This is a genomic window from Streptomyces sp. CB02058 (assembly GCF_001905505.1).
Lineage (GTDB): Bacteria > Actinomycetota > Actinomycetes > Streptomycetales > Streptomycetaceae > Streptomyces.
Map to the genome: position 1 here is coordinate 220,387 of NZ_LIPG01000006.1, position 12,611 is coordinate 232,997.

The 12,611-nt window shown below is 70.4% G+C and carries 10 protein-coding genes; 6 read left to right on the forward strand and 4 right to left on the reverse strand.

Annotated features, from left to right (window positions below; genetic code table 11):
- Positions 1-172: 172 nt before the first annotated feature.
- Positions 173-937, reverse strand: coding sequence for an IclR family transcriptional regulator (locus tag AMK10_RS29135; RefSeq protein ID WP_073751390.1), 765 nt, complete (start codon positions 935-937; stop codon positions 173-175).
- 240 nt (positions 938-1,177) lie between these two features.
- On the opposite strand from AMK10_RS29135, the gene metH reads away from it, so the two are divergent.
- The 3 genes from metH (at position 1,178) to AMK10_RS29150 (ending at position 7,419) form a co-directional block, all read left to right on the forward strand.
- Positions 1,178-4,690 (forward strand): methionine synthase, encoded by a 3,513-nt coding sequence (metH, locus tag AMK10_RS29140; protein WP_073751392.1) that lies wholly within the window; start codon positions 1,178-1,180, stop codon positions 4,688-4,690.
- Between the two features lie 139 nt (positions 4,691-4,829).
- Complete coding sequence (locus AMK10_RS29145; RefSeq protein WP_073751394.1) at positions 4,830-5,528, forward strand: HAD family hydrolase; 699 nt, start codon at positions 4,830-4,832, stop codon at positions 5,526-5,528.
- Positions 5,529-5,826: 298 nt separating this feature from the next.
- The gene (locus tag AMK10_RS29150) at positions 5,827-7,419 is read left to right on the forward strand and encodes an ABC transporter substrate-binding protein (RefSeq protein ID WP_073751396.1); all 1,593 of its coding nucleotides are present in this window, start codon (positions 5,827-5,829) and stop codon (positions 7,417-7,419) included.
- A gap of 82 nt (positions 7,420-7,501) precedes the next feature.
- Here AMK10_RS29150 and AMK10_RS29155 read toward each other — a convergent pair whose 3' ends face one another.
- Both AMK10_RS29155 and AMK10_RS29160 read right to left on the reverse strand, forming a co-directional pair.
- A complete protein-coding gene (locus tag AMK10_RS29155; RefSeq protein ID WP_073729189.1) occupies positions 7,502-8,173 on the reverse strand; it encodes a response regulator in 672 nt (223 codons plus the stop codon).
- A 9-nt stretch (positions 8,174-8,182) separates the two neighbouring features.
- Positions 8,183-9,028, reverse strand: coding sequence for a RecB family exonuclease (locus tag AMK10_RS29160; RefSeq protein ID WP_338014677.1), 846 nt, complete (start codon positions 9,026-9,028; stop codon positions 8,183-8,185).
- A 170-nt stretch (positions 9,029-9,198) separates the two neighbouring features.
- Between AMK10_RS29160 and AMK10_RS29165 the strand changes: the two genes are divergently transcribed.
- The 3 genes from AMK10_RS29165 (at position 9,199) to AMK10_RS29175 (ending at position 12,219) form a co-directional block, all read left to right on the forward strand.
- Positions 9,199-10,449 carry a site-2 protease family protein gene (locus AMK10_RS29165; protein WP_073751400.1) on the forward strand — a complete coding sequence of 417 codons (1,251 nt, stop codon included), beginning with the start codon at positions 9,199-9,201 and terminating at the stop codon, positions 10,447-10,449.
- Positions 10,450-10,513: 64 nt separating this feature from the next.
- Positions 10,514-11,425 (forward strand): tRNA (adenine-N1)-methyltransferase, encoded by a 912-nt coding sequence (locus tag AMK10_RS29170; RefSeq protein ID WP_073751402.1) that lies wholly within the window; start codon positions 10,514-10,516, stop codon positions 11,423-11,425.
- A 197-nt stretch (positions 11,426-11,622) separates the two neighbouring features.
- Positions 11,623-12,219 carry a hypothetical protein gene (locus AMK10_RS29175; RefSeq protein ID WP_073751404.1) on the forward strand — a complete coding sequence of 199 codons (597 nt, stop codon included), beginning with the start codon at positions 11,623-11,625 and terminating at the stop codon, positions 12,217-12,219.
- Positions 12,220-12,223: 4 nt separating this feature from the next.
- Here the strand turns inward: AMK10_RS29175 and AMK10_RS29180 are convergent, their stop codons facing one another.
- The gene (locus AMK10_RS29180) at positions 12,224-12,535 is read right to left on the reverse strand and encodes a ferredoxin (RefSeq protein ID WP_073751405.1); all 312 of its coding nucleotides are present in this window, start codon (positions 12,533-12,535) and stop codon (positions 12,224-12,226) included.
- Positions 12,536-12,611: the final 76 nt, after the last annotated feature.

Sequence of the window (12,611 nt, forward strand, 5' to 3'; positions counted from 1 at the left end):
CTGTAGGGCTTGACCGGCCCTCGGCACTGTCACACCCTAACGCGTATTGCCGTTAGGTGTTCGGCAATGCCGACCGGTGAGCGGCAATGTTTCTCCCCGATGGGTGGTGCGTCAAGGGGTGTGTGACGTGCGACTCGATCGTTACGGACGCGGCGGGGTGTGCCCGGAAGCCTCAGAAGCGCCCGGCGCCGAGATCGCGGGACACGGCCCGCGCGCAGTCCCGGACGGCCGCGACCAGCTCGGGGCGCAGCTCGCCGCCGGCGCAGACGCGCTCCACGGCGCCGGTCACCGCCACGGCGCCGACCGGCATCCTGCGCCGGTCGTGGATGGGCGCCGCCACGGCGGCCACGCCCTCCCAGGTCTCCTCGACGTCGGCCGCCCAGCCCTGGGCCCGGATCAGGTCGAGCAGCGACTCGAACTCCTCCTCGCCCGTGACGGTGCGCGGCGTGAAGGACCGCCGCTCCACCTCCGTGACCTCGCTGTGCGCGACCGGGTCGTATGCGGAGAGCACCTTGCCCAGGGCGGTGGAGTGCAGCGGCTGCATGGCGCCCACCTCCAGCACCTGGCGGCTGTCGTCGGGCCGGAAGACGTGGTGGACGATCAGTACGCCGTGCTGGTGCAGCACGCCCAGGTGGACGCTCTCGCCGCTGGACCGGGCCAGGTCGTCGGTCCACACCAGCGCGCGGGCCCGCAGCTCGTGCACGTCGAGGTAGCTGTTGCCCAGGCGCAGCAGCTCCGCGCCCAGCTGGTAGCGGCCGGACGCCGTGTCCTGCTCGACGAAGCCCTCGTGCTGGAGGGTGCGCAGGATGCCGTGCGCGGTACCTTTGGCCAGGCCGAGCGAGGACGCGATGTCGGACAGGCCGAGCCGGCGCTCGCCGCCCGCCAGCAGACGCAGCATCGCCGCCGCCCGCTCGAGCGACTGGATGTTCTTCGCCATCGCGCCGTACTCCTCCACCTCGGTTCGACAATGCTGAACACTATCGGTCGATGCCGACCTCTGTCCGGTGGCGCGAAGATTATGCGTCACACCCGCGAGTGGGCCCGTTCCCCGCACAGCATGCAGTCCGCCCCGTGGGACGCGACGACCGCCCCGGCCGCCTCCCGGCTACGCTGGCCGCGTGCCCCCTCCGTAGAAGGGCGCAAAGCCGACAGCCGTCGCATCCCAGGGAGAACATCCATGGCCTCGTCGCCGACCCCCTCAGCTGACAGCCGGACCCGAGCCGCAGCGCTCCGTGAGGCGCTCGCCACCCGGGTGGTGGTGGCCGACGGTGCGATGGGCACCATGCTCCAGGCCCAGGACCCCACCCTCGAGGACTTCGAGAACCTCGAAGGGTGCAACGAGGTCCTGAACGTCACCCGCCCCGACATCGTCCGCTCGGTGCACGAGGAGTACTTCGCGGTCGGCGTCGACTGCGTCGAGACGAACACCTTCGGAGCCAACGCCTCCGCCCTGGGCGAGTACGACATCCCCGGCCGGATCCACGAGCTCTCCGAGTCCGGCGCGCGCATCGCCCGCGAGGTCGCCGACCGCTTCACCGAGTCCACCGGACAGCAGCGCTGGGTCCTCGGCTCCATCGGCCCCGGCACCAAGCTGCCGACGCTGGGCCACGCCCCGTACACCGTGCTGCGCGACGGCTTCCAGCAGAACGCCGAAGGCCTCATCGCGGGCGGCGCCGACGCGCTGATCATCGAGACCACGCAGGACCTCCTCCAGACCAAGGCGGCCGTGCTGGGCGCGCGCCGGGCCCTGGAGGCCATGGGGAGCGACCTCCTGGTGCTGTGCTCGCTGGCCTTCGAGACGACCGGCACCATGCTGCTCGGCTCCGAGATCGGCGCCGCGCTGACCGCGCTCGAACCGCTCGGCGTCGACATGATCGGCCTGAACTGCTCGACCGGCCCCGCCGAGATGAGCGAGCACCTGCGCTACCTCACGCGCCACTCCCGTATCCCGCTGCTCTGCATGCCGAACGCCGGGCTTCCGGTGCTCACCAAGGACGGCGCGCACTTCCCGCTCGACGCCGAGGGGCTGGCCGACGCCCAGGAGACCTTCGTCCAGGAGTACGGCCTCTCCCTCGTCGGCGGCTGCTGCGGTACGACGCCCGAGCACCTGCGCCAGGTCGTGGAGCGCGTGCGCGGCACCGTGCCGGGGACCCGTGACCCGCGCCCCGAGCCGGGCGCCGCCTCGCTCTACCAGACCGTCCCGTTCCGCCAGGACACCTCGTACCTCGCGATCGGCGAGCGTACGAACGCCAACGGCTCCAAGAAGTTCCGTGAGGCCATGCTTGACGCCCGCTGGGACGACTGCGTGGAGATGGCCCGCGACCAGATCCGCGAGGGCGCGCACATGCTCGACCTCTGCGTCGACTACGTGGGCCGCGACGGCGTCGCCGACATGGAGGAGCTGGCCGGCCGCTTCGCCACCGCCTCCACCCTGCCGATCGTCCTGGACTCCACCGAGGTGCCCGTCCTGCGCGCCGGTCTGGAGAAGCTCGGCGGCCGGGCCGTGCTCAACTCCGTCAACTACGAGGACGGCGACGGCCCCGAGTCCCGCTTCGCGAAGGTCGCCGGGCTGGCCTCCGAGCACGGCGCCGCGCTCATCGCGCTGACCATCGACGAGGAGGGCCAGGCCCGTACCGTCGAGCACAAGGTCGCCATCGCCGAGCGGCTCATCGACGACCTCACCACCAACTGGGGCATCCACGAGTCGGACATCCTCATCGACTGTCTGACCTTCACCATCTGCACCGGGCAGGAGGAGTCCCGCAAGGACGGCATCGCCACGATCGGAGCCATCCGCGAGCTGAAGCGCCGCCGCCCCGACGTGCAGACCACCCTGGGCCTGTCCAACATCTCCTTCGGCCTGAACCCGGCCGCCCGCGTCGTGCTGAACTCCGTCTTCCTCGACGAGTGCGTCAAGGCGGGACTGGACTCCGCGATCGTGCACGCCTCCAAGATCCTGCCGATCGCCCGGCTGGAGGAGGAGCAGGTCAAGGTCGCCCTCGACCTGATCCACGACCGCCGCGAGGAGGGTTACGACCCCCTGCAGAAGCTCATGGAGCTCTTCGAGGGCGTCAACATGAAGTCGATGAAGCAGGGCAAGGCCGAGGAACTCCTGGCCCTGCCGCTCGACGAGCGGCTCCAGCGCCGCATCATCGACGGCGAGAAGAACGGCCTGGAGGCCGACCTCGACGAGGCCCTGCGGACCCAGCCGGCCCTCGACATCGTCAACAACACCCTGCTCGAAGGCATGAAGGTCGTCGGAGAGCTGTTCGGCTCCGGCCAGATGCAGCTGCCCTTCGTGCTCCAGTCCGCCGAGGTCATGAAGAGCGCGGTGGCCTACCTCGAACCGCACATGGAGAAGACCGACGACGACGGCAAGGGCACCATCGTCCTCGCCACCGTGCGCGGCGACGTCCACGACATCGGCAAGAACCTGGTCGACATCATCCTGTCGAACAACGGGTTCAACGTGGTCAACCTGGGCATCAAGCAGCCCGTCTCCGCGATCCTGGAGGCCGCCGAGGAGCACCGCGCCGACGTCATCGGCATGTCCGGCCTCCTGGTGAAGTCCACCGTGATCATGAAGGAGAACCTGGAGGAGCTGAACCAGCGCAAGCTGGCGGCCGAGTACCCGGTGATCCTGGGCGGTGCCGCCCTCACCCGTGCCTACGTCGAGCAGGACCTGCACGAGATCTACGAGGGCGAGGTCCGCTACGCCCGCGACGCGTTCGAGGGGCTGCGGCTGATGGACGCCCTCATCGCCGTCAAGCGGGGCGTCCCGGGGGCCAGCCTCCCCGAGCTGAAGCAGCGCCGCGTCCCCAAGCGCGACACCGCGGTGCTGGAGGTCGCGGAGCCGGAGGAGGGCGTGCGCTCCGACGTCTCCGTCACCAACCCGGTCCCCGAGCCGCCGTTCTGGGGCACCCGCGTCGTCAAGGGCATCCAGCTCAAGGAGTACGCGTCCTGGCTGGACGAGGGCGCCCTCTTCAAGGGCCAGTGGGGCCTCAAGCAGGCGCGCGCCGGTGACGGACCGACGTACGAGGAGCTCGTGGAGCGGGAGGGCCGCCCGCATCTGCGCGGCTGGCTCGACAAGCTCCACACCGAGAACCTGCTGGAGGCCGCCGTCGTCTACGGCTACTTCCCGTGCGTCTCCAAGGGCGACGACCTGATCCTGCTGCACGAGGACGGCTCGGAGCGCACCCGTTTCACCTTCCCGCGCCAGCGCCGCGGCCGCCGGCTCTGCCTCGCGGACTTCTTCCGTCCCGAGGAGTCGGGGGAGACGGACGTGATCGGCCTCCAGGTCGTCACCGTCGGCTCGAAGATCGGCGGGGCCACCGCCGAGCTCTTCGAGTCGAACTCCTACCGTGACTACCTGGAGCTGCACGGCCTGTCCGTGCAGCTGGCCGAGGCCCTCGCCGAGTACTGGCACGCGCGGGTCCGCAGCGAGCTCGGCTTCGCCGGGGAGGACCCCTCCGACGTCGAGGACATGTTCGCGCTGAAGTACCGCGGCGCGCGTTTCTCCCTCGGCTACGGGGCCTGCCCCGACCTGGAGGACCGGGCGAAGATCGCCGAGCTCCTGGAGCCCGAGCGCATCGGGGTGAAGCTCTCCGAGGAGTTCCAGCTGCACCCCGAGCAGTCCACGGACGCGATCGTCATCCACCACCCCGAGGCGAAGTACTTCAACGCGCGGTAGGGCGGTGTTCAACGCGCGGCAAGCGGCACTCCGCGCGCCGTGCGCGGGCGAGTCGTAGAATGGTCGGTCCAGTGCAGGCCGGTCGCCGTTCCCACCGGGAAGGCGGCCGGCCTTCTCGTCCCTCTTGGAGGTGTGCCGGATGACCAGTACGGTCCCCGCGTCCCTGACCCGTACGGCCGAAGGGTCGGCGCTGCAAGCAGTCCTGCTCGACATGGACGGCACCCTGGTCGACACCGAGGGATTCTGGTGGGACGTGGAGGTCGAGGTCTTCGCGGACCTCGGTCACCGGCTGGACGAGGCATGGCGTGACGTGGTCGTCGGCGGCCCGATGACCCGGAGCGCGGGGTACCTCATCGAGGTCACGGGCGCGGGCATCTCCCTGGAGAAGCTCACGGTGCTCCTCAACGACCGCTTCGAGGCGCGCATCGGCGACGGGGTGCCGCTGATGCCGGGCGCCGCCCGGCTGCTCGCCGAGCTGGCGGCGCACGAGGTACCCACGGCCCTCGTCTCCGCCTCCCACCGGCGCATCATCGACCGGGTGCTGGACTCGGTCGGCCGCCACCACTTCGCGCTCACGGTCGCGGGCGACGAGGTGACCCGCACGAAGCCCCACCCCGAGCCCTACCTCGTCGCCGCCGCGGGCTTCGGGGCGGAACCCTGGCGCTGCGCGGTCGTCGAGGACACCGCGACCGGGGTCGCCGCGGCGGAGGCGGCGGGCTGCCATGTCGTCGCCGTCCCCTCGGTCGCGCCCATCGCCCCCGCGCCCGGGAGAGCGGTGGTGCCCTCCCTGGAGCACGTGGACCTCGCCTTCCTGCGCGGCCTCGTCTCCGCCGAGTGAGGGCTGCGGATCTTGCCGCAGAACAGGTCCATGTCAATGCGTACGCCCGGACCCGGGCGTGATGTTCGTCACTCCATGTGACATTCGGGCCCTCCGAAGATCGGCCCCGCTGTCCGTTTTGGGCTCCCATACGTCCCGCTTGGTGGACTCGTGCACGAAACATTCCTGGGCGCTACATGGACAACCCGTCATCGGTGATCACCGAGTGGATACGCCCCTGATCGGCACCGGTCAAGGCCCCCCGGAACGCCAACTAACCTCGGTTTTCTCACGTGTCGGACCGAGGGAGAACGTCCAGATGAACCGCAAGACGCTGGTGTTGCCGGCCGTAGTCGGCCTGCTCGCGCCCGTGCTCGCCGCCTGTGGTGGGTCGGAGGACGGGGGCGATGCCATCGTTGTCGGGACGACGGACCAGTTCATCGCCTCGGCCGACAACCCGGCCCCGCTCGACCCCGCGATCGGATACGAAGCGGGTGTCTGGAACGTGCTGCGCCAGACCGTGCAGACCCTGACCCACATTCCGCGCGGCGGCGGCGAGCCGGTCCCCGAGGCGGCAGAGAGCTGCGCCTTCACGGACACCGAGAACGAGAGCTACCGCTGCACGCTGCGCGAGGGGCTCACCTTCGCGGACGGCACACCCGTCACTCCGGACGACGTGAAGTACTCCATCCAGCGCGTCCTGGACATCAAGGACGAGAGCGGCCCCGTCGGCCTGCTCGCCAACATCGACACGATCGAGACCAAGGGCGAGGACCAGGTCGTCTTCCACCTGAAGACCCCGGACGCCACGTTCCCCTACAAGCTCGCCACGCCGTCCGCCGGCATCGTCCAGCAGGACAAGTACCCGGCGAAGTCGGCCCGCAAGGGCTTCCAGGTCGACGGGTCCGGCCCGTACACCATGAAGCCCGAGGTCGAGGGCGACCAGGTCGTCAAGGTGGTCTTCACCAAGAACCCGAAGTACAAGGGCGATCTGAAGGTCAGCAACGAGAAGGTCGAGCTGGACCTCTTCCCCGACGCCGCGGCGATGGGCAAGGCGCTCGACGACAAGAAGATCGACATGATGACGCGCACCATGTCGCCCGAGCAGGCCCAGGGCATGCTGGAGACGCCGAAGGACGGCATCAAGCTCACCGAGATGCCCGGCCTCGCCATCAGCTACCTCGCGTTCAACACCGAGGACCCCGCGGTGAAGGACAAGGCCGTACGCCAGGCCATGGCCCAGGTCATCGACCGCGGGGCCATCGCCAGCAAGGTCTACGGCAGCACCGCCGACCCGCTCTACTCGCTGATCCCGTCCGGCATCACCAGCCACTCCAACTCGTTCTTCAACAAGTACGGCGAGCCGAGCGTGGGCCAGGCATCGGAGATCCTGGAGAAGGCCGGCATCAGTACGCCGGTGAAGTTCACCCTGCACTACACGACGGACCACTACGGCCCCGCGACCAAGGCCGAGTTCGAGGCGCTGGCCAAGCAGCTCAACGCCACGCGGCTCTTCGACGTCGACGTCGAGGGCACCCCGTGGGCCAAGTACCGCCCCGCGCAGAAGAACGGCGACTACGCGGTCTACGGCATGGGATGGTTCCCCGACTTCCCGGACGCGGACAACTACACCGCGCCGTTCCTCGACGACAACAACTTCCTCAACTCGCCGTACAAGTCGGCGCTCGCGCAGGACACGCTGATCCCGCAGTCCCGCCGCGAGGCCGACCGCAGCGCGGCGAGCCCGGTCTTCGAGAAGCTCCAGGAGATCGTCGCGGACGACGTCCCCGTCCTCCCGATCTGGCAGGGCAAGCAGTACGTCGCCTCGCTCGACGGGCTGACCGGTGTGGAGTGGGCCGTCAACTCCTCGGCCGACCTCCAGCTCTGGGAGCTGGGCCAGGGCGACGCCTGACGAGGCACCTGACGAGAACCGGCGAGGGCCGGGGCCGACCGGCCCCGGCCCTCGCCGGTTTCCACGTTCCGCCCCCCGCGCCTCACTGGGCCCCGGGGCGCACCAGCCCGCTCTCGTAGGCGTAGACCGCGGCCTGGACGCGGTCGCGCAGACTCAGCTTCGTCAGCACATGACCCACATGGGTCTTCACGGTCGTCTCGCTCACGAACAGATCGGCCGCGATCTCCGCGTTGGAGAGGCCGCGCGCCACCAGCTTCAGCACCTCCACCTCACGCTCGGTGAGGGTGTGCAGGGCGTCCGGGACGGGGTCCTCGCCCGAGGGCAGATGGTCGGCGTACTTGTCGAGCAGCCGGCGTGTGATGCTCGGGGCCAGCATCGCCTCTCCGGCCGCCACCACCCGGATGGCCTGCACCAGCTCGTTGGCCGGCGCGTCCTTCAGCAGGAAGCCGCTGGCCCCGGCGCGCAGCGCCTCGACCACGTACTCGTCGAGGTCGAACGTCGTCAGCACCAGGACCTTGGCCGGACCGTCCCGGCCGGGACCCGTGATCTGGCGGGTCGCCTCGACGCCGTCCATCCGCGGCATCCGGATGTCCATGAGCACGACATCCGGCTGCAGGGCCCGCACCTGGTCGATGGCCTGCAGACCGTCACCGGCCTCACCGACCACCGCCAGATCGCCCTCGGCCTCCAGGATCATCCGGAAGCCCGTGCGCAGCAGTGGCTGATCATCGACCAGCAGGACGCGGATAGCCACGTAATCTCCTTAAGGACCTTCGAGGGCCACCGGTTGGCCGGCCTCGGGCCGCACCGGCTCCATTCTGCCCTGCACACCCTCCACCGATTCCGCCGGGCGGACGGACAGGGGATAGACCGGGGGAGTCCCACCGAACTCGGGGCAGACCGACCGGTGATCGCACCAGCCGCACAGCTTCGTCGGCCTCGGCCGCCACTCGCCCGTCTCGGTGGCGAGCCGGATCGCCTCCCACAGCGCCAGCAGCTTGCGCTCCACCCGCTCAAGGTCGGCGGGCACGGGGTCGTACGTCAGGACGTCGCCGCTGCCCAGATAGACGAGCTGGAGCCGGCGGGGCACCACCTTCTTCAGGCGCCAGATCACCAGGGCGTAGAACTTCATCTGGAACAGCGCGCCCTCCGCGTACTCCGGCCGCGGCGCCTTGCCCGTCTTGTAGTCCACGATCCGGACCTCGCCCGTGGGAGCCACGTCGATCCGGTCGATCACACCGCGCAGCCGCAGGCCCGAATCCAGCTCCGTCTCGACGAAGAGCTCCCGCTCCGCGGGCTCCAGGCGCGTCGGGTCCTCCAGCGAGAACCACCGCTCCACGAGCCGCTCGGCCTCGCCCAGCCACCCTGCGAGCCGCTCGCCCTCCGGATCCCCCTCGAACAGCTCCGTGAGCTCGGGCTTCGACTCCAGCAGCCGGTCCCACTGACCCGGGATCAGCGCCTTCGCCCGCGGCGCCGTACGGTCCACCGCCGGGGCGTCGAAGAGCCGTTCGAGCACCGCATGCACGAGCGTGCCCCGGGTAGCAGCCTCACTGGGCTTCTCGGGCAGTTTGTCGATGACCCGGAAGCGGTACAGCAGGGGGCACTGCATGAAATCGCTCGCGCGCGACGGCGACAGGGACGAGGGTGGCTGAGGCGGGCGCGGTACGGACGTCATGTCGCAGACCCTACGGCCCGCCACTGACAGCACGCGGCATACCATCGACCACAGAGCTCGTACACAGCAAGACCGTGGCACAGGCCACCTACCGAAGGGACCCCGTGGACGAGAGCGGCGACAGCGGGCGCCCGCAGCCCGGCGCAGGGGGAACCGACCCCGGCACCGGACCGGACAAGGGCAAACCGCGACGCCCGGAAGATCCCGGCGGCGGCCTCCTGATGGGCCGCCCCTTCGGCGTGCCCGTCTACGTGGCGCCCAGCTGGTTCGTCGTCGCGGCCCTGATCACCTGGGTCTTCGGCGGCCAGCTCGACCGCGTGCTGCCGGAGCTCGGCGGAGCCCGCTATCTCGTCGCGCTCTTCTTCGCGATCGCGTTCTACGCCTCCGTCCTGGTGCACGAGCTCGCCCACACCGTCGCCGCGCTGCGCTACCAGCTGCCGGTACGCCGCATCCAGCTCCAGTTCTTCGGCGGTGTCTCCGAGATCGAGAAGGAGACCGAGACCCCCGGCCGCGAATTCGTCCTCGCGTTCGTGGGCCCGCTGCTCTCCCTGGTCCTCGGCGGCCTCTTCTACATCCCGCTCCAGTTCGTCGAGGCCGGCACCGTCCCCGGAGTGCTCCTCGCGGGGCTGATGATCTCCAACCTCATCGTCGCGGCCTTCAACCTGCTGCCCGGCCTCCCGCTGGACGGCGGACGCATGCTGCGCGCCGTCGTCTGGAAGATCACGGGCAAGCCCATGAGCGGCACCGTCGCCGCCGCGTGGGTCGGCCGCGGTCTGGCCATCACCGTCTTCGTCGGCCTCCCGCTGCTCACCCATACGGGTGTCCTCGGGAACGCCACCGGCGAGATCAGCGGATTCGAGACCGTCACCGACGCCCTCCTCGCGGCGATCCTCGCGGCGATCATCTGGACCGGGGCCGGGAACAGCCTGCGGACCGCCCGGCTCCGCGAGCACCTCCCCGAACTGCGCGCCCGCACCCTCACCCGGCGCGCCGTGCCCGTCGAGGCGGCCACCCCGCTCTCCGAGGCGCTCCGCCGCGCCAACGAAGCGGGCGCCCGCGCCCTGGTCGTCGTCGACGGACTGGGCAGCCCCAAGGGCCTCGTCCGGGAGGCGGCCATCGCGGGCGTGCCCGAGCACCGCCGTCCCTGGGTGGCCGTCAGCGGCCTCGCCCAGGACCTCACCGACGGCATGAAGGTCCCCGCGGAGCTCGCGGGCGAAGCCCTCCTGGACCGGCTCAAGGCCAACCCGGCCACCGAGTACCTCGTGGTCGAGGACACCGGCGAGATCTACGGCGTCCTCTCCACGGCCGACGTCGAACGCGCCTTCATCAAGGCCATGGCCCGTCCTTCCGCCTGAGAGCGGTGAGCCCGGGGCCCGAGGCCCCGGGAAGCGGCCCCCGGATTACCGGTAGGCTGGTCACATGTCCGAACCGACCGGTGCCGCCCGCCGTCGCGGCCCATTCAAAGTCGGGGACCAGGTCCAGCTCACCGACCCCAAGGGACGCCACTACACCTTCACGCTCGAAGCCGGAAAGAACTTCCACACCCACAAGGGTTCTTTCCCGCACGACGAGCTGATCGGTGCTCCCGAGGGCAGTGTTGTCCGTACCACGGGAAACGTCGCCTACCTCGCGCTGCGCCCCCTGCTCCCCGACTACGTCCTGTCCATGCCCCGCGGTGCCGCCGTGGTCTACCCGAAGGACGCGGGCCAGATCCTCGCCTTCGGTGACATCTTCCCCGGCGCCCGTGTCGTCGAAGCCGGCGTCGGCTCGGGTGCCCTGAGCACCTTCCTGCTGCGCGCCATCGGCGAGCAGGGCATGCTGCACTCCTACGAGCGCCGCGAGGACTTCGCCGAGATCGCCCAGCAGAACGTCGAGCGCTACTTCGGCTCGCCGCACCCGGCCTGGCAGCTCACCGTCGGAGACCTCCAGGACAACCTCTCGGACACCGACGTCGACCGCGTCGTCCTGGACATGCTCGCCCCCTGGGAGTGCCTGGAGGCCGTCTCCAAGGCCCTCGTGCCCGGCGGCATCCTCTGCGCCTACGTCGCGACCACGACCCAGCTCTCGCGGACCGTCGAGTCCATCCGTGAGATCGGCTGCTTCGCGGAACCGCAGCCCTGGGAGTCGATGATCCGGAACTGGCACGTCGAGGGTCTGGCCGTGCGGCCCGACCACCGGATGATCGGCCACACCGGCTTCCTCGTCACCGCCCGCCGCCTCGCGGACGGCGTCGAGCCGCCGCTGCGCCGCCGCCGCCCGTCCAAGGGCGCCTACGGCGAGGACTACGACGGTCCCGGCAAGCGGAGCGGATCGGACGCGGGCCGCGACTGACCCGTGCAACGCGCAGGCGCCGCCACCGAGTTCCCCGGACCGACCCGGGAGCCCGGCGGCGGCGCCTTTCCGCTGCCCGGGACGCCCCCGCCGTTCCCCTCGGGTGTGAGGTGTGGCACGATGCTGGCCACCCCCGCCCGCCGGCCCCGTCCGGCACCGCCTGTCCAGGCATCCAGGAACCACAGGAGACATACCGCGTGCAGACCTCCGCGCTCCCGGACCTCGCGCACACCGACGCCAAGCCGGTGCACTGGCTCGCCACGGCCACGGCGATGGCCGCCGTCGTCGCCCTCGCCGGAATGCTCCAGCCCGACGCGGCCACCGCGACGGCCTCGGCGTCCGAGCACCGCGCCACCACCCAGCAGGGCGGCGCGCCGGCCGCGCAGGCACCCGACCCGGCCGGTGTGTCCTTCCCGCTGGACTGCGGTGCCGCCGGGCAGACCGTGGCCGAAAGCGCCCCGGGAGACCTCGACGGTGACGGCGGTCCCGAGACCGTCGCCGTGGTCCACTGCGCCGCGGGCTCCGGCACCCCGCCCAGCGGCATCTACGTCCTGACACAGGCGAGCGGGGCCGCACCCAGGGTCGTGGCGACCCTGGTGGACCCCGCTCAGAAGCTGACGGTCACCGACTTCGCCGTCCGTGACGGCCGGGTGTCGGCGACCCTGCTCGGCTACTCGTCGGCCGACGTGCCGCGCTGCTGCCCCGACGAGCGGGAGACCGCCGGCTGGGAGTGGAAGGGCAACGCCTTCATCAAGTCGGCCGGCCCCGTCGGGAGCGCCGCGCGGGACGTCTGAGCCGTCACTCGGCGTCCGGCCCGAAGACTTCCACGTTGTCCGAGACGCGACGTACATGGATGCAGTCGCCCGGGCATTCCTTGGCCGAGTCCACCACGTCCTGGAGCAGGGGCAGCGGCACCGGCGTGGTGGCCCCCACCTCCTGGAGCAGCTCGTCGTCGGCGCTCTTCACGTAGGCCAGACCGTCGATGTCCAGCTCGAACACCTCGGGGGCGTACTGCACGCAGATGCCGTCGCCCGTACAGAGATCCTGGTCGATCCAGACCTCGAGGTCCTGCGTTCCGCTGTCGCCCGGAGCGTCCTGCTGCACGGTCATGTGTCCTGCCGTTCCCTGCGTATCTGCACCAATTGAAGCCAGCCCTGACGGGTGTTGAACACTTCGACGATACAAC